The sequence below is a fragment of the Saccharothrix syringae genome, from assembly GCF_009498035.1.
GTDB lineage: Bacteria > Actinomycetota > Actinomycetes > Mycobacteriales > Pseudonocardiaceae > Actinosynnema > Actinosynnema syringae.
This window is the reverse complement of sequence record NZ_CP034550.1, coordinates 2,563,970-2,589,342: the sequence shown is the minus strand read 5'-3', so window position 1 is coordinate 2,589,342 and position 25,373 is coordinate 2,563,970. Positions and strand designations below refer to the sequence as shown.

The window sequence follows — 25,373 nt, the reverse complement described above, 5'->3', positions numbered from 1 at the left end:
GCGCGTTCGACGGGCGATTTCGACCGATCGTCGAAATCGAATCGAATTCGACGCGGGAAGGAATCCCTGGATTGTTTCAGGCGGCGGCCGCGAATGCCGCGATCCGCCCGGCCAGCTCGCGGGCCCTGGCGTCGCCGCGGTACCGCCCGGCCAGCTCGCCGACGGGCCGCAGCCGGTCGGCGACCCGCGCGGAGTCGACCCCGGCGGCCAGCTCCAGCGCGCGCTCCCCCACCGCCGCGGCCTCGGCGAAGTCGTTGTCCACCAGGTGGTTCGCGGTGAGCGCGATGAGGCTGAGGGTGCGGCTGCGGTGCATGTCGCCGGGGTAGCCGGCCACCGCGGAGGTCAGCGCCGGGATGGCCGTCGCGGCGTGCACCGGGTCGACCGTGCGGGCCAGCTCGGTGTGCACCATGCCGTTGATCGCGGTCAGGTCCGTCTCGTCGAAGAACCGCGCCCACGCGGGCGCGTCGGCGGGCCTGCACGCGGCGAACGCCTCGTGCGCCTGCCCGAGCCGCCGCAGCGCCGCCGCGCGGTCGCCCCGCCCGGCCAGCGCCCACGCCTGGTTGGCCCGCAGGATCGCGGTGGCGTGCGGCGACCCGGCCCGCCGGGCGGCCACCAGCCCCTGGCCGAAGCAGCCGAGCGCGGCGACGGGGTCGCCGCGGTGCAGGTGCAGCCGGCCCACCCGGTAGTGGATGTTGGCGACCAGCTCCGGGGAGTCCGCCGACGCCGCCAGCTCCTCGGCCCTCGTCCAGTGCCGCACCGCCGGCCCGTCCAGGCCGGTGTCGAAGCACGTCCACGCGGCCAGGTTGTGCAGGTCGGCCAGCGCCACCAGCAGCCGGCGCCGCACCCGCGGGCTCGCGGTGGCGCCCAGCAGCCGTTCGCCGGCCGCGGCCGCGGCGATCGCGGCACCCCGGCACGTGCCGCCGCCACCCCGGTAGTCCCGCGCGCGCAACCCCCGGGTCCGCTCCTCCAGCTCCGCGACGTCGGCGGCACCGATCCGCGCCGGGTACTGTCCGCGATCAGCCATGGCCGCACCTCGCAGTCGCGTCGTGCCCCGGGGCGTGCCCGGAAGGGCGGGAAGGGATGTCCATAGGGGTACCCCTCGGGACACGCGCCGCAACTCCCCGTCCACCGGTACCACCCGCTCGCACCCGCCGGGCGCACCCGGCGACCAGCCGTGGAACGATCCTGGACCGACTTCGCGCCGAGTGGTCGCGACCCCGGGGATGCCCCACTTGGCCCCGTGCGCGCGTGTCGCGCACCGGCCCACACTGTTCGGACGACCGCCGCGTGACGGGGAGGCGCCCGTGACATCGTTGACCGCCGACGACGACGCCCTCGACCCGGACCGGACGCGGTGGTAGGCGCCGCCACGGCGGCGGTGGAGAAGCTCGTCGCCCGGTGGGCCGCCGCCGACGCCGCGGGCGCGGGCAGGCTGTTCGCCGACCAGGTGCGGTGGTGGACCGCGCCGGTCCCGGGCGCGCCGTGGCCCGAGGCGGTGCGCACGCCGCGCGAGGTGGAGGCGTTCTTCCTGGCCTTCCTCGGCGCGTTCGAGCTGACCGGCATCACCACCGGCCGCCTGGTCGCCGGCGGGGCGGACGCCGTGCTGACCGGGCAGCTGCACGCGCGGGTGCACGTGAGCGGCGAATCCCGGTCCTTCGACTTCGCCCTCGCGGTGTCCGTGCGGGACGACCTGATCAGCGACTTCCGGTGGTACGCCGACACGTTGGCGTTCGCGCGCGCCCTCGGCACCACCGGTGTTCCGCCGGTATCACCGGATTGGCCGCACCGATCGGTGCCAGGATGACGATCGCCGGCGACCGCCGACGACCGCCTGGGACCGCCGAGGAGAGGTGCCGCCGTGCCGGACGAAGCCCGACCGATCAGCGAACTCCTGCCGGAGCTGCGCCGCGGGCGCGGGTTGACCCAGCACGACCTCGCCACCCGGCTGCACGCGGCGTCGGGCAATGCGAGCGTCACCCGCGAGGAGGTCTCCCGCTGGGAGCGCGGCAAGCGCATCCCCGGTCCGTACTGGCGGGCGTGGCTCGGCCGGGTGCTCGACACCCCGGCGCGCGAGCTGGAGCGGGCCGCCGCGGTCGCCCGCTGGACCCGCAGACGGCGGTGACCACCAGGGACGAGCTGCTGGCGGCGGCGGCCGAGGTCTTCGAGCGCGACGGCTACGTGCGCGCCACCGTGGACGACGTGTGCCTGCGCGTCGGCGTCACGAAGGGCGCGCTGTACGGCCACTTCAGCTCGAAGAAGGCGCTCGCGGTGGCCCTGGTGGAGGCGCACGCCCTGGACTGGGCGCGGGCGCGGGAACGGCTCCTGCGCGTCCACCGCAGCCCGCTCCAGGTGCTGGTGGACCTCGGGTACGCGGCCGAGCACGCGGCGGTGCGGCGGCTGCTGTTCCAGTCCCCGGTGTGCGACGAGGTCGCCGAGCGGCAGGTCGCGCAGTGGCGTTCGACGGTGCACGACCTGCTGCGCGGCGCGGCGGCCCGCGGCGAGCTGCGCGCGGACGCCGACCTGCCGGCGTCGACCGAGGGGATCGTCTCCGAGCTGGTCGGCGTGCACCTCGTGGCGATGGCGGTGGACGCGGCCGACGCGGCGGCGCGGGGCCTGGACCGGGTCTGGCGCTCGTGGCTGCCCGCAATCGTGCGGCCCGAGGTGTGGGCTCGGTTGCGACTCGGTCCTCCTCGTTGACCTCGGGTGCGCGGATCACTACTCTCGGTTACAGAGAGCGACGGAGCGGGGGGACACCCGTGAACGATCCGGCCCGGGGAGCCCGCACCAGGGCCGCCCTGGTCGCCGCGAGCATCGAGCTGTTCGACCGGCACGGCTACGAGGCCACCTCGCTGGAGGCGGTCTGCCGGCACGTGTCGGTGACGAAGGGCGCGCTGTACCGGCACTTCCCGTCCAAGCAGGCGCTGGCGGTCGCCGTGGTCGAGGAGTACTTCGACCGGTGGCACGAGGTGCGCGCCGAGCTGGAGGAGGGCGGTGCCGGGCCGATGCGGGTGCTGGTCGCCCTGACCGAGCGGATGGGCCTGCTGGTGCGCGAGGACCGGACCGTGCGCGTCGGCGTGCGGCTGCTCTACACCAGCGAGCTGTTCGACCTGGTGGCCGGCGTGCACTTCGCGTGCCTGTCGGCGGTGGTGCGCGACCTGCTCGTCCGCGCCGCGGCGGCGGGCGAGGTCGTGCCGGGCACGGACGTGCCCGAGGAGGCCGACGGCTTCACCGCGGCCGTGATCGGGGCGCAGGCCATGTCGGTGGTCGCCGCACGGGGTGGCCGGCCGGCTGCGCCGTGGCGGCGCAGGCTCGCCCGGCTGGCCACCCCGCAGGCGCTCGCCCCGTCGGCACCCGATACCGCCCGCCGGTCGGGCGGGTCCGGCCACGGCGCGATCCTGACCGAACCGGCCGAACGGGGCTGAGCCCTGACCGTCCTCAGCGGACGGTGAGTCGCTTCACCTTGTCACGGGTGGACATGCGCCCTTGTCGGGCCATTGGAGACGATCAGCCCGGCACCGGGGACCGGAGCAGCACGGCCCGCACCCGCCGCACCGCCCGGCACGGCGTCCGCTGCCGCCACCACCACCTGCCGGTGCGCGCGCAGGCCCGGCAGTGCCCGACCGCGTCCGGCCGGTGCTCGGCCACCAGGTCCTCGAACACCTCGACGATCAGCGGCAGCTCACCCCGGGCGATGGCCAGCGCCGCCGCGTCGTCGCCCTCGGCCGCCACCCGTCGGACGGTCGCGAGGTACCGCCCGATCTTCTCGTGCGCACCCGCCACGACCGGTCGCCCGTCCCCCTGGTCGATCTGGTCGATCCTCATCGGCTGCTCCCCTTGCTCCCATCCGATCCCCCCGACTTCTCCGCAATCCGGCGGTCCCACTCGCCGGGCCGCTGCGCCAACCATGGCCGACCCCTGTTTACCGGCGGTATAGTGGCGACATACCGATCGGCAGCCCGCGAGGGCGCACCGCGCCGGGAGCCGTTGCCCGCACGGCGGCGGTGCCGATTCGGCGGGGGGCGGTCGTGCGGTTCAGGGTCCTGGGTCCGGTCGAGGCGGTCGTCGGCGGACGCGCGGTCGAGCTGTCCGCCGCCAAGCAGCGCACCGCGCTCGCGGTGCTGCTCTGCCTGGCCAACACCGGGGTCTCCACCGACCGGCTGATGCACGAGCTGTGGGGCGACCGCCCGCCGCGCACCGCGAAGCGCAACGTGCAGCTCTACGTGTTCCACCTGCGCCGCGCCCTCGGCGACCCCGAGCGGATCGCGCGGACCGCGTCCGGGTACATGCTCCTCACCCGGCCCGGCGAGGTCGACGCCGAGCACTTCGCCGTGCTGGCCGAGCAGGGCGGGCACGCGCTGGCCGACGGCGACCCGGCGCTGGCGGCGGACCTGCTGCGGCAGGCCGAGCGGCTGTGGCGGGGCCCGGCCTACGCGGGCCTGGAGGACAGCGAGCTGCTGCGGCAGGAGGCGACCCGGCTCGACGAGCGGCGGGCCGCCGCGCTGGAGGCCCGGTTCGACGCCGACCTGGCGCTGGGCAGGCACGGCGCGCTGGTGGCCGAGCTGGCCGCGCTGGCGGCCGAGCAGCCGCTGCGCGAGCGGTGGCGGGCCCAGCTGATGCTGGCGCTGTACCGGTCGGGCCGCCAGGCCGACGCGCTGGAGGTCTACCGGGACACCCGCCGCCTGCTGGCCGAGGAGCACGGCCTGGAGCCGGGTCCCGAGCTGCGCGCGCTGGAGGAGGCGATCCTGCGCGGTGAGCCGGTGCGCACCGCGGCGGAGCGGACCCCGGTGGCCCGGGTGCCGCTGCCGGTGCCCGCCCTGCTGCCGGCGACGGTGACCGCCTTCACCGGCAGGCACGAGGAACGGGCCCGGCTCGACGCGGCACTCGCGGACCGGTCCGGGTTCCCGGTCGGCCCGGGGCCCGCGGAGTTCCCGAACGGCTCCGGACCCGCGCACGGCCCGGGTTCCCCGGACAGCTCCGGTCCCCCGCACGACCCTGGTTCCCCGGACGGCCCGGATTCCCCGCACGGCCCGGGCTTCTCCGACGTCGTGGCCGATCCACCGGCGGCGCCCGCGATCACCGTGGTCACCGGTCCCGCCGGGGTGGGCAAGACCGCGCTCGCGGTGCACTGGGCGCACCGGGTCGCCCCCCGCTTCCCCGACGGGCAGCTCTACGTGAACCTGCGCGGTTTCGACCCCTCGGGCACGCCGGTGCCGCCCGCCGAGGCGGTCCGGCTGTTCCTCGACGCGCTGGGCGTGCCACCGTCCCGCGTCCCGACCGACCCGGACGCGCAGAGCGGCCTGTACCGGAGCATGCTCGCCGGCCGGCGCGTGCTGGTGGTGCTGGACAACGCCGCCGAGGCCGACCAGGTGCGCCCGCTGCTGCCCGGCACGCCGTCCTGCGCCACCGTCGTCACCAGCCGCGCCGACCTGGCCGGCCTGGTGGCCCGCGAGGGCGCCCAGCGCGTCGACCTGCGCGCGCTGAGCCCGGCCGAGGCGGTCGCCCTGTTCGAGGCGCTGGTGGGCGACCGGGCCCGGGCCGACCCGGAGAGCACCGCCGAGGTGGTCGAGCACTGCGACCGGCTGCCGCTGGCGGTGCGCATCGCCGCCGAGCACGCGTGCGCGCACCCGGCGCTGCCGGTGTCCGCGCTGCCCGCCGAGCTGCGGGACGAGCAGCGCCGGCTGGACCTGCTCGACGCGGGCGGTGACGCGCGGACCGCCGTGCGCTCGGTGTTCTCCTGGTCGTACCGGCGGTTGGGCGGGCCGGGCGCGCGGGCGTTCCGGCTGCTCGGCCTGCACCCGGCGCGGGCGTTCGGGGCGCACTCGGTGGCCGCGCTCGCCGACACCGGCCTGGCCGAGGCCAGGGCGCTGCTGGACGAACTGGTCCGGGCGCACCTGGTGGAGTCGGAGGGACCGGACCGCTACGCCGTGCACGACCTGCTGCGCGCGTACGCCGTGGAGCTGGTCGGGGACGACGCCGAGGCGGCACCGGCGGTGTCCCGGCTGTTCGACCACTACCGGTACACCGCCGTGGTCGCGGTGGGCACCCTGTTCCCGCACGACCGCGGCGGCCTGCCCGAGGTCGACCCGCCCGGCACGCCGGTGCCGCCGGTGCACGAGCCGGACGCGGCGCGGGAGTGGCTGGACCGCGAGCGCGCCGGACTGGTCGTCCTGGCCCGGCGCGCCGCGGGCACCGGCCGCGACGGGTACTGCGTGGACCTCTCCCGGACGCTGTGGCGGGACTTCGAGGTCGGCGGCCACCACCGGGAGGCGTTGACCGTGCACGCGCTGGCCGCCGACGTGGCGGGCGACCGCGGTGACGTGTCGGCCAACCTGGGGCGCGTGCACCTGTGGCTCGGCGCGCACCACGAGGCCAGGCGGCACTTCGAGCGGGCCCTGGCCGCCTACCGCGAGGCGGGCGACCGGGCGGGCGAGGCGCACGCCCTGTCCCGCCTGGGCCTGGTCCACGACCGCCTGGGCGACTACGACGCGGCGCTGGCGCACCTGCGCGAGGCCCTGGAGATCCACCGCCGCGCGGACGACCGGCACGGCGTCGGCTCGCAGTTGCACAACATCGGTTTCGTCCACCGGCGGCTGGGCCGGTACGAGGAGGCGGCCGAGCACCACCGGCGGGCGGCCGAGGTCTTCGCCGACGTCGGCGACGCGAGGCTGGAGGGCTACGCCCTGGGCAACCTCGGCCTGGTGCTGAGCCTGGTGGGCAGGCACGAGGAGGCGCTGGAGCACCTGGAGCGCTCCCTGGCCCGCTGCCGCGCGGCGGGCGACCGCGGCGGCGAGGGCAGCGCCCTGTTCACCACCGGGTCGGCGTACCGGCGGATGGGTCGGCACGCGGAGGCGCTGGAGCACCTGCACCAGGCGCTGGCGCTGAGCCGGGAGACCGGGGAGCGCAGCCTGGAGGCGGAGACCCTGAACGCGCTGGGGCTGACCCTGTGCGCGGTGGGCAGGCGCCGCGAGGCGGCCGCCCGCCACCGCGGCGCCCTGACCCTGGCCCGGCAGACCGGTGATGTGTTCGAGCAGGCGGAGGCGCTGGCCGGGCTGGCCGCCGTGCTGGCCGAGACGGGCGACCACGCGCGGGCGGCCAGGCACCGCGAGGAGGCGGCCGCGCTGTACCGGGAGCTGGGCGTGCCGCAGTCCGAGGACATCCCCGCGCGCCTGGCCACCTGACCCGCGGTCACCCCTGGTCGGGAACGCCCCCGTCGGCCGGGCAGGGCACCCCGTTGATCGTCAGGTCCGTCGGCACCTCCGCGACGGGCGCCGAGGCGGTCCACCCGAAAGTCGTCGAGCCCCCCGCCGGGATCACCCGGTTCCTGGACACGGGTACCGCGATCATCGTCCGCCTCCGGTTGACCATGACCGCCGACCAGACGCTGCCCAGCCGCGTCGGGACGCTGACCGTCCACCGCACCACCCAGCCGTCGATCTGCGGCCCGTCGTTGAAGATGGTGACGTCGGCCGAGAACTCGTCCTGCCACTGGCCCGTGACCACGTAGCTGCACCGGGCGACCGGGGCGGCCGCGGCCGCGGCCTCGGTGACGCCCACCGTCGTGATCCCCAGCACCGCGACCGCGAGCGCCGCGACCCCGGCCCGGACGTTGCGGCGCAACCGATCTCCCGCGCGTTCACGTGACATGTCGACCTCCCATGAGCGGACTTTGCCGCAGGAGGCTAGTGACACCGCGGGCGGTGGGTTCGGGGATTTTCTTGGTCGATCATCAGGACTTCTGATGCGGGGCCGGGCAACTGCGGCGATCGGTCCGGCGGGCCGGATCGTCGCGCCCGCACTTCGTGATGTCGGGCTCCGGCCCGGGGCGCCGGCATCATCGACGTGCCTGCGGGAGGGGGTCGGGATGGACGTGCGCAACGATGTCGGTGGCTTCGTGCACGGTGCGGTCGTGCAGGCCGGCTCGATCGGCGCGGTGCACGTCGGCGCGCCGTCGGTGCCGGTGCGCGCGGCGGTGCGCGACCCGGCCAAGGTCTTCCACGACGTCCTGTCCGACGGCTTCACCGGTCGCGCGTGGCTGGAGCGCGAGGTGGACGCGTTCCTGGCCGGTCCCTGCGGCTACCTGTGGGTGGAGGCCGAGGCGGGCCTGGGCAAGACCGCGTTCGCGGCCCACCTGGTGCGCGAACGGGGCTGGCTGTCGCACTTCGCCCGGTACGCCAACGGCGGCGCGGTCCGGGTCGGCCTGCAGAACCTGGCGGGCCAACTGGTGCGGCGGTTCGACCTGGCCGACCTGGTGCCGGGCGACGCGCTGCCGGAGTGGGCCCACACCCCCGAGGGCTTCGAGGCCCTGCTGGGCGCGGCGGCCGAGCGGGGTCCCGTGGTGCTGGTGGTGGACGGGGCGGACGAGGCTGAGCGGCCCGGGTTGCCGTGGGGCCTGCCGCGCACCCTGCCGCCGGGCGTGCACGTCGTCGGCACCTACCGGACGGGGATGGCGCGCCCGGCGTGCGACTCGCCGTCGCGGGTGGTGCGCATCGAGGCGGACGACCCGCGCAACCGCGCCGACCTGACCGCCCACCTGGCGTCGGTGGTCGACGACCCCGACCTCGCCCGGGCACTGGCCGACCGCTGCGGTGGCGTGTGGATCTACCTGCGGTACCTGCTGCACGAGCTCAGGCTCGGCACCCGCCGCCCCGACGACCTGACGTCCCTGCCGTCGAACCTGCGCGCCTACTACACCGGCCAGCTGACCAGGTGGTCCCGCTCCCCCGACTGGCGAACCGGCCTGCTCCCCCTGCTGGCCACCCTGAACGCGGCCGCCGAACCGCTGGACGTCGACACCCTGGCCCGGTTGACCGGCGCGGACGTGCGGCAGTGGTGCCAGTACGAGCTGAGGCCGTTCCTCACGGCCACCGAGGAGTCGCCGCGGAAGTACGCGATCTACCACGCGAGCTTCCGCGAACTGCTGGACGGCGTGGTCCCCGCGGACGGCGGCGACGACGAACGCGCGTGGGCCGACACCCTGGCCGCCGCCACCCGCGCGGCGCACGGCCGGATCGCCGACCACTGCTCGGCGCACGTCGACGACTACGCCCTGCGGCACCTGGCGGGCCACCTGGTGCGGGCGGGTCGGGTCGCCGACCTGCACCGCCTGCTCGTGGCCGAGGAGGACGGGCTCAACACCTGGTTCGCCGCGCACGACCGGGCCGACGGCCTCGACAGCTACCTGGCGGACCTGGCGCCGGCGCGCGGTGAAGCCCGGCGGGAGGTGGACGCGGCCGTGGCGGGGGGCCGACCGGCTCCCGCGCTGGCCGACGTCGTCCGCTACCAGCTCATGGCCTCCTCGGTCACCGGGCGCATCGCCAGGTTGTCGCCCAAGTTGATCGCCGCGCTGGTCGAGTACGAGGTCTGGACGCCGGAGCGCGCGCTCACGCACGTTCGCCACCTGCCGACCAACCACATCCCCGTGGCGCTGCGCCTGCTCCTCCCCCACCTGCCCACCCGGCTCCTGGACGCCGCGCTGGAGGTCGCGGAAGCGATCGACGCCCCGGCCCACCGCGTGCGAGCCCGGCAGGACATCGCGGCGCACCTGCCGGCTGAGCGCAGGTCCGCCCTCCTGGCGCGGAGTTCCGACCTCGCGGCCGCGAGGCCGGATGCCGCCGGGCGCGCCGATGCCCTGCACGGGATCGCCGGCCACCCGTCGCCCGAGGGGGAACCGGCCGTACCGGACCTGGTGGGGGGAACACCGGACGAGCACCGCCGCGCCGACGTGGTGGTCGACCTGGCGCGACGCACCCGCATCACGACGGACCAACTCGTGGAGATCGCCGAGGGCATGACCTCGCCCGAGGCCAGGGCACAGGTGCTCAACGCCGCGATCGACCCGGCCGCCGAGCCCAGCCGGTCCCGGTTGGTCCGACTGGCCTGGCAGGCCGTCCAGGCCATCGGGAACCCCACCACGCGGGCGGTGCAACTGCTCGCCCTGAGCAGGGAACTGCCGGCGGACCTCCTGGCCGAAGGCGTCGAGTTCGCCGCGGCGGCCGGCAACCCCTACCTCCGGGCCTACCTGCTCGTCCGGCTCTGCTCGACCGATTCCGCGGGTCGGCACCCGGAACTGCCGGTGCGCGCGTTCGACGCGGTCCTGTCCTCGGCCCGCCGGGGCGGCAGCGCGGAACTGGTGGTCGACCTCCTGCCGCACTTCCCGGCCGAACGCCGTCCCGAACTGCTGGTCCGGGCGGTGAACGCGACCACCGCGCTGAGGGGCGAGGCCCAGGCCCGCGCCCTGGTGCGCCTCGCGCTGGCCATGCCCGCACCGTCTCGCGACCCGGCCCTGTCGGCTGCCCTCGCTGCCGTCGACTCCCTCGATGACGAACTGGTACTGCTCAGGACGCGGATTTGGCTCAGCCGCCGAATTCCGACCGCGGACAAGGCGCCCTGGGTGGCGAAGGCGTTGGCCGACCACGCTTTCGCCGCCGTGCACGTGGTCGACGACTTGAACCCGGATCAGGTCGAAGCGGCGTTGCGCAGCGCCTTGGCCGATCCCGACGACTACCGCGGGTTGGGGACGGCCGCCGCGCTGCTCCGGCGAATCCCCGAGGACAGGCGTGGTCCCTTGGTGGCCGCGGTGCTGGACAGGACGCTCGGGTTCAACGAACGCCGCCGTTGGCGCGTGCTCGCGGTACTGGTGCCGGTGTTGTCGGAGGACCAACGGCTCGTCGTGGCGGAGCTGGTCGGGCGAGCCCCCCGCTCGTCGGAGTCGATCCGCGTGCTGGTCGGCCTGGGCCGCCACGACCCCGCACTGGCGGACCTGGCCGTGGCCGCCGCGACCACCGCCGACCGACCACTGCCGGAAGCGTTGCTGGACGTGGCGACCGTGGCGACCCCGGCCGGGCTGGCCAAGGTCGCGGAGAGCGCCAAGCGCATCGAGGACGACTGCGCACGCGCATGGGTGCTGCTGACCCTGGCGGACCGCTTCACCGACACCGAACAGCGGGAACTGCTGGCACTCGGCCTCGCCGCGGCCGGGGACTTCGCCTCCGGGCACCGGGCCACCTCGTCCAAGGTGTCCTTCTCACCGGACGACCTCTCCGAGATGACCCCGCCACCCCACTACGGCTACCACGACCCCGTCCTGGGGCTGGTGTCGAAGGCCGCCGAGACGCCCGAGGCCCGGGACCTCTTCCTGCCGCTGCTCGACGCGGCGTCCCGGACGGTCGGCCGGGACCACTTCACCTACCTGCTGGGCGTGACCGCCCCGACCCTGCGCCGCATCGGCGGCCCGGAAGCACTGGTCCGCATCTCCAAGGCCATCGAGGACACCCTGAGGTGGTGGCCCTGACCGCGCCCCGCCCGCCGCCGGGACGTGCCGCACCCCGCCACCCCGCGGCCTCCCGCGCCTGCGCCGCCTCCTTGCGCAGCAGCAGCGCGGGCGGCAGGGCGGTGCCCTCCTCGCGGCGCGGCTTCTCCTCGACCCACCACAGCTCGTCGTGCGGCCCGTCGAACCCCACCCCGGCGGGCTTGCGCCCGGTCACGCGCACCCCCGCCCCCGGGTTACCGACGGGTCAGGCGGGCGGCCTTGTCGATCAGGTACCGCTGCTCCGGCAGGCTCGTCGTCCGGGCCGCGGCCGCCCGGTAGTGCCGGACCGCCGCCTCCGGGTCGCCGGCCATCTCGTGCAGGTGGGCGCGCACGGCGTCGAGCCGGTGGTGGCCGGGCAGCCGGGGCGCCAGCTCGTCGACCAGGGCGAGCCCCGCGGCCGGGCCGTGGACCATCGCCACGGCGATCGCGCGGTTGAGCGACACCACGGGGTTGCCGGTCATGCGCTCCAGCAGCCCGTACATGCCCAGGATCTGCGGCCAGTCGGTGTCCTCCGCGCGCCGCGCGTCGTCGTGCAGGGCCGCGATCGCCGCCTGGACCTGGTACTCGCCGACGGCACCGCGCTCGACCGCCGCGGTGATCAGGCCGACGCCCTCGACGATCAGCGCCTGGTCCCACTTCGACCGGTCCTGCTCGGCCAGCGGCACCAGGGAGCCGTCGGGGCGGGTGCGGGCGGGGCGGCGGGCGTCGGTGAGCAGCATGAGCGCCAGCAGGCCCGCCACCTCGCCGTCCGCGGGCAGCCGGGCGTGCAGGGCGCGGGCCAGGCGGATGGCCTCGCCCGACAGCTCGACGCGGTGCAGCGAGCCGCCCGCGGTGCTGGTGTAGCCCTCGTTGAAGACCAGGTAGAGCACGTGCAGCACGGAGCGCAGGCGCGGTGCCCACTCGTCGGGGCCGGGCACGGCGAAGTCCGCGCCGCGCAGCTTGCGCTTGGCGCGGCTGATCCGCTGCGCCATGGTGGCCTCGGGCACCAGGAACGCGTGCGCGATCTCGGCCGTGGTCAGGCCGCCGACCGCGCGCAGGGTCAGCGCGATGGCCGACGCGGGCGTGAGGTCCGGGTGGCAGCACATGAACAGCAGGACCAGCGTGTCGTCGCGGTCCGCCACGTCGCCGGGCGGCGGTTCGCGCAGCACCACCTCCCGCTCGCGGCGGCGGCGCGCGGCCTCGGCGCGGACCAGGTCGGTCAGCCGGTTCCCGGCGGTCCGCACGAGCCACGCCCGCGGGTGGTCCGGCACGCCGTCCACCGGCCAGTGCCGCGCGGCGGCCAGCAGCGCCTCCTGCACCGCGTCCTCGGCCAGGGCGAAGTCACCGCACCGGCGGGTGAGCACGCCGAGGACCTGCGGCGCGCACTCGCGCAGCAGGTCCTCGACGACGCCGCTCACCACCTCTACAGGTCGGAGGTGTCGGGCGCCGACATCAGCTCGCGCACCTCGATCGGCTGGCCGAGCGGCACGCCGTTCGGGCCGGGCGCCGCGGACGCCTTCGCGGCGATCTCCAGGGCGCGCTCGGGCGTGGTGTCGACCAGCCAGTAGCCGGCCAGCAGCTCCTTGGACTCGGGGAACGGGCCGTCGGTGACCACGGTCGCGCCCTCGCCGGTGGAGACGACCCGCTTGGCCAGCTCGGGCCCTGACAGGCCCTGCGCGTCGACCAGCTCGCCGTTGTCGGCCAGCTCGCGCCCGAAATCCTGCTGGAACGCGATGTGCCGCGCGATGTCCGACGGGTCCCACTCGGAGATGGGGGTGTCGCAGTTGGCGGTCGGGCCGTAGTTCATCAGCAGCAGGAACTTCGCCATGTCGGGCTCCTCGGTCTCGTTCGCGCCCATCTTGGCGCTCGCACCCCTGGACGGAGCCGGCACCGCGTTCTCTACGCGCTTTTTTGTGACCTGAGCCACATCCCGCGGTTGTACCTGGCGGCCGGCACAACCGCGGGACCCCGGTCAGCTCGCCGAGCAGGTCGGCGTGGGCGTCCAGCCGGACGGGTCACCCGAGCCGGTGAACCCGACCGTGGTGGAGCCCGCGGGCGGGACCGCGCCGTTCCACCCGGCGTTGGTCACCGCCACGGTCCGGCCGCTCTGGGTGAACGAGCCGTTCCAGCCCTGGGTCAGGGTCAGCCCGGCGCCCAGGTCGAACCGGACCGCCCAGCCGCGGGTGGCCGTGGTGCCCGGGTTGCGGAAGACGACCTCCGCCTGGAAGCCGCCCGACCACCGGTTGACGACCCGGACCTCCGCGCCGCACGTCCCGCCGGGCGTCGAGGTGGTCGTGGTCGTCGTCGTAGTGGTGGTCGTCGTGGTCGTGCTGGTGGTGGACGTGGGCGTGGTGCCGTTCAGCGCGGCCACCACGGCCGGGAACCACCTGTCGGCGATCTTGCGGTCGCCGGAGGCGTTCGGGTGGACGCCGTCGTAGGTGTCGGTCCCGGTGGCGAACCCGGTCCACTGGTCGACCACGGTGACCGGCGACCGCGCGGTGGACTTGCCCGCCGCCCAGCCGGGGATGGCCGCGTTCAGGTCGACCACCCGCTGCGGGCACTCGGCGCACGCGCTCGCCGCCATCGGGATGATCTTCGCGACGATGACCTTCATCGACGCGTTGTTGGCCCGCATCTGGTCCACCAGCTTGCCGTAGGCGGCCAGGACGGTGGCCGTGGAGCGGTTGCTCCACACGTCGTTGGTGCCGAAGTGCATGATCACGACGTCGGGGTTGGTGGCGCCCAGCCAGCCCACGAGCTGGTCCTGGTCGGCCACGGTGGTGACCAGCGCGCCGCCGTGCCCCTCGTTCTCGCCGTCGTAGGCGAACCCGCAGCCGTCGCCGGCTCGGGTGCCCACGAAGTCGATGTTCGTGTGCCCGGCGGCCCGCAGGTCCCGGTCCAGCAGGGCGCGCCAGCAGCCCGGCGACCCGGTGATCGAGTCGCCGAGCGCCATGATCCGGGTCGGGGCGGCCACCTGGACGGCGGCCCGGCCCGGCGCGGCCACCAGGAGGCCGACCAGCGTGGCCAGTGCGGCGAACAGCGCCGCCACCGCGAGTTTCCTGGTCATCGACGCCTCCTAGGCGGTGGCGCAGGACGCGCCGTTGAGCGTGAACGCGGTGGGCACGCCGTTGCTGCCGTTCCACGTGCCGATGAAGCCGAAGCCGACCGAGCCGTTCACCGGGATGTTCGCGGTGTAGGACACGTTGGTCGCGCTCAGCGCGGCGCCGGACTGGCTCGTGGTGGCGCCCCAGGACTGGCTGACGGTCTGGCCGTTGGCCCAGGTCCAGCGCAGCGTCCAGCCGTTGACCGCGGTCGACCCGGTGTTGGCGATCTTCACGTCGCCCTGGAAGCCGCCCTGCCACTGGCCGGTGACCTTGTAGGTGACCGAGCACCCGCCGCCACCGCCACCGGTCTGCGTGGTGACGCTGACCGCGTTCGAGCGGGCGGAGCGGTTGCCCGCCGCGTCGCGCGCGTACACCGCGAAGCCGTACGTGGTGCCCGCGGTCAGGCCGGTGACCGTCGTGCTGGCGGTCGCGGAGGTGGCGACCGGGGTCTCGGTGGTGCCGCTGACGCGGACGACGTCGTAGCCGGTGACGCCGACGTTGTCGGTGGAGGCGGTCCAGGACAGCGTGACCGAGGACGAGGTGACGCCCGAGGCGGTCGGGGTGCCGGGCGCGCTGGGCGGGGTGGTGTCGACCGGGCCGCCACCGCCGTAGACGCTGGCCTCGCGCGAGGTGGCCTTGATGCCGTTGGCGCCGTTGACCGCGCGCTGGCCCCAGCTGGTCAGCTGGGCGGCGTTGAAGTTGGTCACCATGTCCAGGTACTCGACGCCGCCGCCGTTGCCCGACCACGACCAGGCCAGGTAGCCCAGCTTGAGCTGCTGGGTGGTGGCGAAGATGGTGTCCTCGTCGGGGTTGCCGTCGCTGTGGTCGTGGCCGAACTCGCCGACCACGATCGGCAGCTTCGCCGTGACGAACCGGTTCAGGTAGTCGTTGATCTCCGCCGCCGTGTCGAACACGCCGTACATGTGGATGGAGAACACGGTGTTGCGCTGCGGGTCGGCGGCGAACACGGACGCGGCGTTGTCGCGCATGGTGAACGCCCAGTCCTGGCCCCAGGTCGGCGCGTCGACCATGATGGTGTGCTCGAAGCCGTTGGCGCGCAGCCGGGTGATGGCGTCCTTGGTGGCCTGGGTCCAGCCGGTGTAACCGGTGTTGCCCCACGGCTCGTTGCCGATGTTGAGGATGACGTACTTCTCCTGGCCCGCCATCGCGCCCTTGACGGCGACCCAGTAGTCGACCGCGCGGTCGAGGCTGACCGCGCCGCTCTGCTCCTGGTAGCCGGTGGTGTCGTGCACCTCCAGCACGCAGATCAGGCGGTTGGCCTTGCACTGGGAGATGACGTTGGCGACGTCGGCGGCGTCGTTGCGGGTCCACCGGTCGCCGCTGGAGAGCACGACGCGGACGGTGTTGGCGCCGGTGGCCTTGATGTCCTTGAGCGCCTGGGTGGTGCGGTCCGCGTACCAGGTGTGCGCGTGGTTGACGCCGCGCATCACGAAGTCGTTGCCGTTGGCGTCGAGGAGGCGGCCGTTGTCGACGGTGAAGCCGGTGGCCGCTTGGGCCGGCACCACCGTCAGCGGTGAGAGGACCAAGGCGGCGACGGCTGCGCCGACCAAGGCGAATCGCTTGCGCATGGGAGTACCTCGCGTGGTTGTCGACACTGACATTGCGAGCGCAGGGCAGCGCGCCTGCCCGGGGCAGGCATCCACACCCAAGCAATTAACCGCTTAAGTGTCAACGGGGAAGTTGAGGAGAAAGCGCAGGTCAGAGGCTATTCGAGGCTTATTCGGGCAAGCCTCCAGCGCAACTGGGAGCGTTCCCAGAAGTGGGGCCAGTGTGCTACGGACGAGTGGGTCGCGTCCAGTTCGGAGGCGCGACGCGCCTCAGCAGCGGGCACCGGGCGAGAGGCACCGGGCGACAAGCACCGGGCGACAAGCGGACAGGCGACGGACAACGGACAACGGACCTCAGGCAACAGGGGGACAGGGCGGACAGCGCGAGGCGGGTCCTTCGAACAGCGCGCACCCCGACCGGCGAGCGCCCCCGCCAACCGGCCCCCGCCAACCGGCCCCCGCCAACCGGCCTCCGCCTAAGCGGGCGCCTGCCCGGTGCTGGACCGGGGCACCAGCTCCGGGTCCGAGGTCTTCACCTGCACCACCGCCCCACCCCCGATCACCTCCAGCAGCAGCCGCACCGCGGCCGCCCCCCGCTCGGCGATCGGCCGCCGCACCGCGGACAGCGCGGGCCGCACCAGCCGGCACAGCGCGGAGTCGTCCCAGGCGACCAGCGACAACTGGTCCGGCACGGACAGCCCCAGCTCGTGCGCCACCCCCAGCGCCGACACCGCCATCACGTCGTTGTCGAACACCAGCGCCGTGGGCGGCGTCCCGCTCGTCAGCACCCGGCGCGTCACCCGGGCCGCCGCCTCGTCGGAGTAGTCGGCGTGCACCACGCGCGCCTCCCCCAGCTCGAGCCGCGCGGCGGCGGTGGTGAAGGCGCGCGACCTGGTCTGCGTGTGCACGAACCTGGTGGGCCCCGCCACCCGCACGATCCGCCGGTGCCCCAGCGCGACCAGGTACTCCAGCACCTCCACCACGGCGGTCTCGTCGTCGGTCCACACGCACGGCACGTCGGGCACCACCGGCTCGCCGAGCACCACCGCGGGCAGCCGCAGCTCGCGCACCAGCTCGACGCGCGGGTCGTTCTGCACGAGGTCGACCAGCAGCACGCCGTCCACCCGCCGCTCGCCCCACCACCGGCGGTAGGCGGCCAGCTCGGCGGCGGCGTTGTCGGTGACCTGCAGCAGCAGCGACGTGGGCCCGCCCGCGAGCGCGCCCTGGATGCCGGAGATGAGCTGCATGAAGTACGGCTCGACGCCGATCACCCGCGCGGGCCGGTCCACGACCAGGCCGATGGCGTTGGCGCGGCCGTCGCTGAGCGAGCGGGCGGCGCTGCTGGGCACCCAGCCGAGGCGGTCGGCGATGTCCATGATCCGGCGCCTGGTCGGCTCGGAGACGCCCGGCCGGTTGTTGAGCGCGTAGGACACCGCCCCCGTGGACACACCGGCCGCCTTGGCGATGTCCGAGATGGTCGGACGCTTAGCTCGCACCGGCGCCTCCTCGATCCGTGATCAAGATTTTAGACCGCCGGCGGGGCGCTCCGCCCCGGTAGGGTGGTTAAGCGCTTAACGGATCATGCGAAAGGGGGATCGCCGTGCCCTGGTTCGACCTCTCCGAGCGGGAGCTGGCGACGTACCGGACCACCACCGCCGAGCCGGAGCAGTTCGACTCGTGGTGGAAGGTGCGGTTGGACGAGGCCCGCGCCGCCGCGCTGCCGCCGGTGCTGACCCCGTACGCCGCCGACGCCTACGGCCCGCTGCCGGTGTGGGACGTGGAGTTCTCCGGCTACGGCGGCGACCGGGTGCGCGGCTGGTACATCCGGCCGGCGGGCTCCGGCGTCGCCGCGCTGCCGACCGTGGTGAGCTACATCGGCTACGGCGGCGGGCGCGGGCTGCCGTCGGAGCACGTGCTGCTGCCCGCGGCGGGCTACGCGGTGTTCGTCATGGACACCCGCGGCCAGGGCGGGCGCTGGACCCTCGGCGCCACCCCGGACTCCGGGTTCGCCGGCCCCGAGCACCCCGGCGTGATGACGCGGGGCATCGCCTCCCCGGAGACCTACTACGTGACGCGGCTGATGGTCGACGCCGCCCGCGCGGTCGAGGTGGCCGCCTCGCTCGACGGCGTGGACCCGACCAGGCTGGCCGTGTCCGGCGGCAGCCAGGGCGGCGGGCTGGCGCTGGCGGCCGCGGCGCTCAACGGCGACGCGGTCAAGGTGTGCCACGCGGACATCCCCTTCCTGTGCGACTTCCAGCGGGCGATCACCATCACCGACGCCGAGCCGTACGGGGAGATCTCCCAGTTCCTGGCCCAGCACGTGGACCTGATCCCGCAGGCGCTGGACACGCTGCGCTACGTGGACGGCGCGCTGCTGTCCCGCCGGATCACGGCCACCTCGCTGCTGAGCGTGGCGCTGATGGACGAGATCTGCCCACCGTCCACGGTGTACGCCGCGTACAACGAGATCACCGCGCCGAAGGAGCTGGCGGTGTTCCCGTTCACCGGGCACACGACGCCGAGGGTGCACGACGAGCGCAAGCTGCGCCACCTCCGCGCGCACCTGTAGGAACGCCGCGCCCCGGTCCGGGGCGCGGCGAACCGCGAGGGGGCCACCGCCATAGCCCCCTCGCGGCCACCCGGTCGGTGGACTCGGCGGCTCTTCCGGGGACCCCGGTGGCTCGACCGGGGTCCCGCGTCCACGACCAGCTCTTCGCGGCGAGCGCGCTCAGGCGATCTCGACCGGCGTGACCAGCACCCGGTCGTGACCCACCACGCGCGGCTCGCCGGTGACCCGCAACGACCGCTCCCAGCGGATGTCCTCGCTGGAGCAGCCGACCAGCAGGGCGATCTCGCCCGTCTCCACGACCCGCCGCCCGTCGCGCCCGGTGAACGAGGTCCGGTCGGCGTGCAGCCGGAACGTCACCCGCCGCCGCTCCCCCGCGTCCAGCTCGACCCGCGCGAAGCCGACCAGCTCGCGCACCGGCCGCGTCACGGAGGCGACCGGGTCGTGCAGGTACAGCTGCACGACCTCGGCGCCGCGCCGGTCGCCGGTGTTGCGCACCGAGCACGACACCTCGACCTCGCCGTCGCTGGGCAGCCCGTCGCCCGAGGCGAAGTCCGACAGCTCGAACGAGGTGTAGGACAGGCCGTGCCCGAACGGGTAGGCGGGCGTCGGGTCGACGGAGGTGATCCCGCTGGCCGCGCCGAGCTTGGGGTGCAGGTAGGTGGTCGGCTGCCCGCCGGGGGTGCGGGGCAGCTGGAGCGGCAGCTTGGCCGACGGGTTGACCCGCCCGCTGATGACGCCGGCCACCGCGCCCGCGCCCTCCTCGCCGGGGAAGAACGCCTGCACCACGGCCGCCGGCCGGTAGGAGCCCAGCGCGTAGGGCCGGCCCGCCAGCAGCACCAGCACCACCGGCTTGCCCACCGCCAGCAGCGCGTCGAGCAGTTCGCCCTGCACGCCGGGCAGGGACAGGTCCTCGGCGTCGCAGCCCTCGCCGGAGGTGCCGCGGCCGAACAGCCCGGCCCGGTCGCCCAGCACGGCCAGCACGACGTCCGCGTCCCGCGCCACGCCGACCGCCTGGGCGATGCCGGACCGGTCGTCACCGGACACCTCGCACCCCTGCGCGGTGGTGACCTCGGCGTCCGGGAACTCCTTGCGCACGGCCGCCAGCATCGTGTCCATCTCCACGCCCAGCGCGACCTCGGGGTGCTGCACGCCGACGTGGTTGGGGAACGAGTAGCAGCCCATGAGCGACAGCAGGTCGTCCGCGCACGGCCCGACCACGGCCACCTTCGCGGGCGCCGCCAGCGGCAGCACGCCCGCGGCGTTGTCCACCAGCACCACGGACCGCTCGGCCATGGTGCGGGCCAGCTCGCGCAGCGCGGGCGGGTCCAGGTCGACCGGTTCGCCGCGCAGCACGGCGGGCGACTCGGGCCGCCAGTCCTCGTCGAGCAGGCCGAGTTCGCACTTCTGGGTCAGCACGCGGGTCACCGCGAGGTCGACCAGCGCCTCGTCCACCTCGCCGGAGCGCACCAGCTCCGCCAGCGGCTCGCCGTAGCAGCGCACGCTGGGCAGCTCCACGTCGATGCCCGCGGCCAGGGCCAGCGCGGCGGCCTCGCCGGGCGAGCCGGCCACCCCGTGCGTGGTCTCCAGGAACGACACCGCGAAGTAGTCGGCGACCACCACGCCGGTGAAGCCCCACCGCTCGCGCAGCAGGCCGGTGAGCAGGTCGGGGTTCGCGGCCGGCGGCACGCCGTCGACCTCGGCGTAGGAGTTCATCACCGAACGCGCGCCGCCCAGGCGCAGGGCCATCTCGAACGGCGGCAGCACCACGTCGGCGAACTCGCGCGGTCCCATGTGGACCGGCGCGTGGTTGCGGCCGCCGCGCGAGGCCGAGTAGCCCGCGAAGTGCTTGAGCGTGGCCACGATCCCGCTGGACTCCAGGCCGCGGGTGTAGGCGGCGCCGACCAGGCCCACCAGGTACGGGTCCTCGCCGATGGTCTCCTCGGTGCGGCCCCAGCGCGGGTCGCGCGCCACGTCCAGCACGGGCGCCAGGCCCTGGTGGATGCCCAGGTCGCGCATCACGCGGCCGATCTCGCGGGCCATGGTCTCGACCGTGTCGGGGTCGAAGGACGCGCCCCACGACAGCGGGACCGGGAACACGGTGGCCTGCCACGCGGTGAAGCCCGCCAGGCACTCCTCGTGCGCCATGGCGGGGATGCCGAACCGGTTGTTGGCCACCAGCTTGCGCTGCGTCTCGGCCAGCACCTTCGCGCCCACCAGCGGCTCGACCGGCCCGGTGCCGAACACGCGGGTCAGCTGGCCCAGCCCCGGCTTGGTGAGCTCGTCCCAGGGCGGCAGCGGCTCGGCGAAGTCGTGCTGGGCGGGGGCGACCTCCTCGCCGTCGGAGATGCCGACCCACACGCCCACCAGCTGGGCCAGCTTCTCCTCCAGGGTCAGCTCGGCCAGCAGGGCGGCTACGCGCTCCCCGGTCGGCCTTCCTGGATCGGCCCAGGGGTTCAGCACGGTGGCTCCTTCGTTGACGAACGGATGACGAGTTCGGTGGCGAGCTCCACGCGCTCGGTCTCGACCGGGCGGCCCGCGATGAGGTCCGCGAGCATCCGGCCGGCGTGGCGGCCCATCTCGGTCAGGGGCTGGCGCACCGTCGTGAGGGCGGGTGACGACCAGACGGCGACCGGTAAGTCGTCGAACCCCACCACGCTCAGGTCCTGGGGCACCGACAGCCCGGCGACGCGGGCGGCCTCGATCACGCCCAGCGCCTGCTCGTCGTTGCCCGCGAAGATCGCGGTGGGCCGGTCGGGCATGGCCAGCAGCTCGGCCGCGCGCCGGAACCCGCCCTCGTGCCTGAAGTCGCCGTGCTTGACCAGCTCGGGGTCGAAGGGTACCCCGGCCCGGTCCAGGGCCGCGCGGTAGCCGTCGACGCGGGCGCGGCTGCACAGCATGCCGGCCGGCCCGCCGATCACGCCGACGCGGCGGTGGCCCAGCCGCAGCAGGTGCTCGGTGGCCGACAGGCCGCCCGCCCAGTTGGTCGCGCCGACGCTGGGCACGTTGGGCTGGGGCAGGTCGACGGGGTCGATGACGACGACGGGGATGCGGGAGTCGGCCAGCACCCGCCGGTCGGCGGCGGTCAGCTGGGAGGTCACCAGGAGCGCGCCCGCGCGCCTGGCCTCGACCAGCGACGCCGCCCACGACGCGTGGTGGCGGGGCTTGTCCGTGGACGACACCACGACGTGCAGCCCGGTGTCGACGACACCGCGGATGATCTCCACCGCCCAGGGGCTGTCCAGGGCGGTGAACACGAGGTCGACCAGCATGTGCCCGGAGGCCCGGCGGGACCCCACGGGCACGTAGTCGTACTCGGCGAGCAACTGCCGCACGCGAGCCCTGGTCTCCGCGCCGACGTCGTCCTTCCCGTTCAGGACTTTGGACACCGTCGGGAGCGACACCCCCGCTGCTGCGGCAATCGTGGCCAACGTGGCTCGACGCATGGTCCGATAGTATCGAAACTCGATCGAAACACAAGAGTGACCCTTTGACGTGCAGAAACGCGATTGCGTCTCAGGTCGGAGTGAGTCTTGACACGCGTTCGACACACGTCTAGGTTCTCCGCAAGTCGTGGATGTTTCGAAATGTTTCGATGCCACGAACAATTCCGCAGCGTGGCAGAAGGGTGGCGGTTTCATGTCCCGCCGATCATGGATGCGTCCCCTCATCGCGATGGGGCTCGTCGCCGTGGCAGCAATGACGTCCGCATGTGGTTCGTCCGGCCCGGCCGAGTCCGGCGCAGGTGAGCTGAGGGTGTGGGCGCTGGAGGACCAGGTCCTCAACCCGATCGAGCAGAAGTCGATCGACTCCTTCAAGGCGGGAGGTGGCAAGGCCAAGCTGGAGACGTTCGGCAACGACCCGTACAAGCAGCGGCTGCGGGTCGCCATCGGCTCGCCGCAGGCGCCCGACCTGTTCTTCAACTGGGGCGGTGGCAACCTCAAGGAGTACGTCGACGCCGGCAAGGTCGTCGACCTGACCGCCGCGCTGGACGAGAACAAGGCGGCCAAGGACGCGTTCATCCCGAGCGTGCTCGACGGCGCCAAGCTGGGCGGCAAGTACTACGGCGTGCCCATGCGCGGCATGCAGCCGGTGATCCTGTTCTACAACAAGAAGCTGTTCACCGAGGCGGGCGTCCAGGCGCCGGCGACCTGGGACCAGCTGCTCGCCGCGGTCGACGCCTTCAAGGCCAAGGGCATCACGCCCATCGCGCTGGCCGGCTCGCAGGCGTGGACCGAGCTGATGTGGGCCGAGTACGTGCTCGACCGCTACGCGGGCGACGCGGTGTTCAAGAACATCCGCGACAACGGCGCGGCGGGCTGGAAGGACCCGGCGGTGGTCGAGTCGTTCCAGAAGCTCAAGGACCTGATCGACCGGGGCGGCTTCGGCAACAACTTCGCCTCCGTCGGCTACGACGTCGGCGGCGCCTCGACGCTGCTGGCGCAGGGCAAGGCCGCGATGCACCTGATGGGCTCGTGGGAGTACACCAACCAGCTCGACCAGAGCCCCGACTTCGTCAAGGGCGGCGACCTGGGCTGGGTGGCGTTCCCGTCGATCCCCGGCGGCAAGGGCGACGTGTCGAACCTGGTCGGCAACGTCAGCAACTTCTACTCCGTGACCACGGACTCGAAGAACGTGGACGCGGCCAAGAAGTTCGTCACCACCACGCTGCACGAGGAGTCCTACATCGACGCGCTGGTCGCCGCCGGCGACGTGCCGCCGGTGGTGGGCGCCGAGGAGAAGCTGAAGAAGACCCCGAACGCCGAGTACGCGACCTCGGTCTACAAGATGGTGCTGGACTCCAAGAACTTCCAGCTCTCCTGGGACCAGGACCTCCCGGCCGACGACGCGACCTTCATGCTGACCCAGCTCCAGGAGTTCTTCCTGGGCAAGGTCTCGCCGCAGCAGTTCGTCGATGCGGTGGCCGCGCGCTGATGTCCTCCCAGCGGCCTTCTGGCTGGTACGCCGTGCCGGCGTTCGCGTTCTTCGGCGTGTTCGCGGCGCTGCCCATGGTGCTCGTGGTCTACCTGAGCTTCACCACCTGGGACGGCCTGAGCACGCCCGCGTTCAACGGGGTCGACAACTGGACCCGGTTGATCCAGGACGGCGAAGCCCACGCCTCGGTGGGGCGGACCTTGCTGCTGATGGTCGTGTCCTGGCTCGTCCAGACCCCGATCGCGTTGCTGATCGGGGTCTGGGCGGCCGGCAAGCAGTGGTCCCGCGCGGTGCTCAGCTCGATCTTCTTCCTGCCCCTGCTGCTGTCCACGGCGGCCATCGCGCTGCTGTGGCAGGTGCTGCTCGACCCGAACTTCGGCGCGTTCATCGGTGGCCCGCTGTTCCTGGGCGACACCGACATCGCGATCTACACGGTGGTGTTCGTGATCTCGTGGCAGTACATCCCGTTCCACACCCTGCTCTACCAGGGTGCGGCGCGGGCCATCCCGGCCTCGCTGTACGAGGCGTCGATCATCGACGGCGCGGGCAGGCTGGGCCGGTTCTGGAACATCACGCTGCCGCAGCTGCGGTACACGATCGTCACCTCGTCGGTGCTGATGCTGGTCGGCTCGCTGACCACGTTCGACACGGTGCTGATCCTGACCGGCGGCGGACCGGGCACCGCGACCCGCATCCTGCCGCTGCACATGTACATCACCGGCTTCAGCGGGTTCGAGATGGGCTACGCGAGCACGATCGCCGTCGTGCTGGTCGTGCTGGGCACGGCGCTGTCGGTGGCGGTCATGCGGTGGAGCGGGTTCCGCTCGATGAGCAGCCAGCAGGAGGGGTCGTGAAAACTCGCCCGAACTGGCCCGCCGGGCTGTTCGCCGTGGCGTGGCTGGTCATCGTCCTGGGACCGCTGGTCTACCTGGTCACGGTGTCGTTGCGCACCCGGTCGGAGTACCTGGGCAAGAGCGCCTGGTCCATCCCCGAGAAGCTCACCCTGGAGAACTACGGGACGGTGCTGACCGGCGGTTTCGGCCAGTACCTGCTCAACAACGTGATCGTGACCGTGGCGACGGTGGCGATCGTGGTGGTCGTCGCCGTGCCGTGCGCGTACGCGGTGGTGCGGAGCACCGGGAAGTTCGTGCAGCGCGGGTTCACCCTGCTGCTGATCGGCCTGGCCATCCCGGCCCAGGCCACGATCATCCCGATCTACCTGCTGATCACCCGGATGCGGCTCTACGACACGCTCACCGCGATCATCCTGCCCACCGCGGCGTTCGCGCTGCCGGTGGCCATGCTGGTGCTGACCAACAGCCTGCGGGACGTGCCCCGCGAGCTGTACGAGGCGCAGGCGATCGACGGCGCCGGCCCCCTGCGGGTGCTGGTGTCGCTGGTGCTGCCGCTGGCCCGGCCGGCGATCACGACCGTGGGCGTCTACACGGCGCTCAACGCGTGGAACGGCTTCCTGTTCCCGCTGGTGCTCACGCAGTCGGAGTCGTCGCGCGTGCTGACCCTCGGCTTGTACGACTTCCGGGGTCAGTTCACCACCAACGTGCCGGCGCTGCTGGCGGCGGTGACGCTGTCGGTGCTGCCGATCTTCGTGGTGTACCTGATCGGGCGACGGTTCCTGCTCAGCGGCCTGACCGCCGGTTTCGGCAAGTAGCAGTACCGGGTTTCCCAGCCCGCTCCGCCCGGCGCGGAGCACCCGCGCCAGGGGCGTGGCCGTCCAACCTCTCCCAACGGCCACGCCCCTGACGCGCGAGGTGAACAGTTTCGATAATTCATTCGACATTTTCGACCGCTCGGCTCCCGAGCGGCGGGCGGGCGTCCCGCACAGTGAGCCACACCGCTTCGCCACCACCACATTGACCAGCCGAATCCGGCCGGCGCTGCCGTAGACTGCGGCG

The 25,373-nt window shown here is 73.8% G+C and carries 20 protein-coding genes; 10 read left to right on the top strand and 10 right to left on the bottom strand.

From position 1 onward, the window contains the following. Window positions 1-76: 76 nt before the first annotated feature. Entirely contained in the window at window positions 77-1,024 is a 948-nt protein-coding gene (locus EKG83_RS12180) for a hypothetical protein (RefSeq protein ID WP_033427206.1), read from the bottom strand. 354 nt (window positions 1,025-1,378) lie between these two features. On the opposite strand from EKG83_RS12180, the gene EKG83_RS12175 reads away from it, so the two are divergent. From EKG83_RS12175 to EKG83_RS46820, 4 genes are read left to right on the top strand one after another with little or no spacing between them, the layout of a single operon-like run. Continuing rightward, entirely contained in the window at window positions 1,379-1,804 is a 426-nt protein-coding gene (locus EKG83_RS12175; RefSeq protein ID WP_170191730.1) for a nuclear transport factor 2 family protein, read from the top strand. A 54-nt stretch (window positions 1,805-1,858) separates the two neighbouring features. Next, a complete protein-coding gene (locus EKG83_RS46830) occupies window positions 1,859-2,122 on the top strand; it encodes a helix-turn-helix domain-containing protein (RefSeq protein ID WP_033427204.1) in 264 nt (87 codons plus the stop codon). Next, window positions 2,119-2,697, top strand: a complete 579-nt coding sequence (locus tag EKG83_RS46825; protein WP_051764207.1) for a TetR/AcrR family transcriptional regulator — start codon at window positions 2,119-2,121, stop codon at window positions 2,695-2,697. The genes EKG83_RS46830 and EKG83_RS46825 overlap by 4 nt, the downstream gene beginning before the upstream one ends. 59 nt (window positions 2,698-2,756) lie before the next feature. Continuing rightward, window positions 2,757-3,422: a TetR/AcrR family transcriptional regulator gene (locus tag EKG83_RS46820; RefSeq protein ID WP_051764200.1), complete on the top strand. Its 666-nt coding sequence runs from the start codon at window positions 2,757-2,759 to the stop codon at window positions 3,420-3,422. 82 nt (window positions 3,423-3,504) lie between these two features. Here the strand turns inward: EKG83_RS46820 and EKG83_RS46815 are convergent, their stop codons facing one another. Continuing rightward, a complete protein-coding gene (locus EKG83_RS46815) occupies window positions 3,505-3,822 on the bottom strand; it encodes a hypothetical protein (protein ID WP_051764199.1) in 318 nt (105 codons plus the stop codon). Between the two features lie 203 nt (window positions 3,823-4,025). Here EKG83_RS46815 and EKG83_RS12160 point away from each other — a divergent pair, with 203 nt between their 5' ends. Further along, window positions 4,026-7,178, top strand: coding sequence for an AfsR/SARP family transcriptional regulator (locus EKG83_RS12160; protein ID WP_037330294.1), 3,153 nt, complete (start codon window positions 4,026-4,028; stop codon window positions 7,176-7,178). Window positions 7,179-7,185: 7 nt separating this feature from the next. Here EKG83_RS12160 and EKG83_RS12155 read toward each other — a convergent pair whose 3' ends face one another. Then, window positions 7,186-7,644: a cellulose binding domain-containing protein gene (locus tag EKG83_RS12155; protein ID WP_084715827.1), complete on the bottom strand. Its 459-nt coding sequence runs from the start codon at window positions 7,642-7,644 to the stop codon at window positions 7,186-7,188. A 217-nt stretch (window positions 7,645-7,861) separates the two neighbouring features. Here EKG83_RS12155 and EKG83_RS12150 point away from each other — a divergent pair, with 217 nt between their 5' ends. Next, the gene (locus tag EKG83_RS12150) at window positions 7,862-11,290 is read left to right on the top strand and encodes a P-loop NTPase family protein (RefSeq protein ID WP_033427202.1); all 3,429 of its coding nucleotides are present in this window, start codon (window positions 7,862-7,864) and stop codon (window positions 11,288-11,290) included. 212 nt (window positions 11,291-11,502) lie between these two features. On the opposite strand, the gene EKG83_RS12145 is transcribed toward EKG83_RS12150, so the two are convergent. The 5 genes from EKG83_RS12145 to EKG83_RS12125 all read right to left on the bottom strand — a co-directional run bounded on the left by EKG83_RS12145 (window position 11,503) and on the right by EKG83_RS12125 (window position 17,455). After that, window positions 11,503-12,705 carry an RNA polymerase sigma factor gene (locus EKG83_RS12145; RefSeq protein WP_033427346.1) on the bottom strand — a complete coding sequence of 401 codons (1,203 nt, stop codon included), beginning with the start codon at window positions 12,703-12,705 and terminating at the stop codon, window positions 11,503-11,505. A 5-nt stretch (window positions 12,706-12,710) separates the two neighbouring features. Then, entirely contained in the window at window positions 12,711-13,145 is a 435-nt protein-coding gene (locus tag EKG83_RS12140) for a YciI family protein (RefSeq protein ID WP_228122583.1), read from the bottom strand. 114 nt (window positions 13,146-13,259) lie between these two features. Then, a complete protein-coding gene (locus EKG83_RS12135; protein ID WP_033427201.1) occupies window positions 13,260-14,354 on the bottom strand; it encodes a cellulose binding domain-containing protein in 1,095 nt (364 codons plus the stop codon). Between the two features lie 9 nt (window positions 14,355-14,363). Beyond that, window positions 14,364-15,980, bottom strand: coding sequence for a cellulase family glycosylhydrolase (locus EKG83_RS12130; RefSeq protein WP_033427200.1), 1,617 nt, complete (start codon window positions 15,978-15,980; stop codon window positions 14,364-14,366). 455 nt (window positions 15,981-16,435) lie between these two features. Further along, the gene (locus tag EKG83_RS12125; protein ID WP_033427199.1) at window positions 16,436-17,455 is read right to left on the bottom strand and encodes a LacI family DNA-binding transcriptional regulator; all 1,020 of its coding nucleotides are present in this window, start codon (window positions 17,453-17,455) and stop codon (window positions 16,436-16,438) included. Between the two features lie 104 nt (window positions 17,456-17,559). Between EKG83_RS12125 and EKG83_RS12120 the strand changes: the two genes are divergently transcribed. Then, complete coding sequence (locus EKG83_RS12120; RefSeq protein WP_033427198.1) at window positions 17,560-18,528, top strand: acetylxylan esterase; 969 nt, start codon at window positions 17,560-17,562, stop codon at window positions 18,526-18,528. 159 nt (window positions 18,529-18,687) lie between these two features. On the opposite strand, the gene EKG83_RS12115 is transcribed toward EKG83_RS12120, so the two are convergent. Together EKG83_RS12115 and EKG83_RS12110 are read right to left on the bottom strand one after the other, a co-directional pair. Next, window positions 18,688-20,988, bottom strand: coding sequence for a beta-xylosidase/alpha-l-arabinosidase (locus EKG83_RS12115; protein ID WP_033427197.1), 2,301 nt, complete (start codon window positions 20,986-20,988; stop codon window positions 18,688-18,690). Continuing rightward, on the bottom strand, window positions 20,982-21,971 hold the full coding sequence (locus tag EKG83_RS12110; protein WP_033427196.1) for a LacI family DNA-binding transcriptional regulator: 990 nt from the start codon (window positions 21,969-21,971) through the stop codon (window positions 20,982-20,984). Before EKG83_RS12110 ends, EKG83_RS12115 begins: the two co-directional genes overlap by 7 nt. Before the next feature lie 310 nt (window positions 21,972-22,281). Here EKG83_RS12110 and EKG83_RS12105 point away from each other — a divergent pair, with 310 nt between their 5' ends. From EKG83_RS12105 to EKG83_RS12095, 3 genes are read left to right on the top strand one after another with little or no spacing between them, the layout of a single operon-like run. Then, window positions 22,282-23,460, top strand: coding sequence for an extracellular solute-binding protein (locus EKG83_RS12105; protein WP_211268968.1), 1,179 nt, complete (start codon window positions 22,282-22,284; stop codon window positions 23,458-23,460). Next, a complete protein-coding gene (locus tag EKG83_RS12100) occupies window positions 23,460-24,314 on the top strand; it encodes a carbohydrate ABC transporter permease (RefSeq protein WP_033427194.1) in 855 nt (284 codons plus the stop codon). Before EKG83_RS12105 ends, EKG83_RS12100 begins: the two co-directional genes overlap by 1 nt. Further along, entirely contained in the window at window positions 24,311-25,129 is an 819-nt protein-coding gene (locus tag EKG83_RS12095) for a carbohydrate ABC transporter permease (RefSeq protein WP_033427193.1), read from the top strand. The genes EKG83_RS12100 and EKG83_RS12095 overlap by 4 nt, the downstream gene beginning before the upstream one ends. Window positions 25,130-25,373 lie beyond the last annotated feature (244 nt).

Excerpts from the sequence above, each read along its gene's own strand:
- EKG83_RS12180 (WP_033427206.1), bottom strand. The coding sequence starts at position 1,024 with ATGGCTGATCGCGGACAGTACCCGGCGCGGATCGGTGCCGCCGACGTC.
- EKG83_RS46815 (WP_051764199.1), bottom strand. The coding sequence starts at position 3,822 with ATGAGGATCGACCAGATCGACCAGGGGGACGGGCGACCGGTCGTGGCG.
- EKG83_RS12155 (WP_084715827.1), bottom strand. The coding sequence starts at position 7,644 with ATGTCACGTGAACGCGCGGGAGATCGGTTGCGCCGCAACGTCCGGGCC.
- EKG83_RS12150 (WP_033427202.1), top strand. The coding sequence starts at position 7,862 with ATGGACGTGCGCAACGATGTCGGTGGCTTCGTGCACGGTGCGGTCGTG.
- EKG83_RS12140 (WP_228122583.1), bottom strand. The coding sequence starts at position 13,145 with ATGGGCGCGAACGAGACCGAGGAGCCCGACATGGCGAAGTTCCTGCTG.
- EKG83_RS12135 (WP_033427201.1), bottom strand. The coding sequence starts at position 14,354 with ATGACCAGGAAACTCGCGGTGGCGGCGCTGTTCGCCGCACTGGCCACG.
- EKG83_RS12130 (WP_033427200.1), bottom strand. The coding sequence starts at position 15,980 with ATGCGCAAGCGATTCGCCTTGGTCGGCGCAGCCGTCGCCGCCTTGGTC.
- EKG83_RS12110 (WP_033427196.1), bottom strand. The coding sequence starts at position 21,971 with ATGCGTCGAGCCACGTTGGCCACGATTGCCGCAGCAGCGGGGGTGTCG.
- EKG83_RS12100 (WP_033427194.1), top strand. The coding sequence starts at position 23,460 with ATGTCCTCCCAGCGGCCTTCTGGCTGGTACGCCGTGCCGGCGTTCGCG.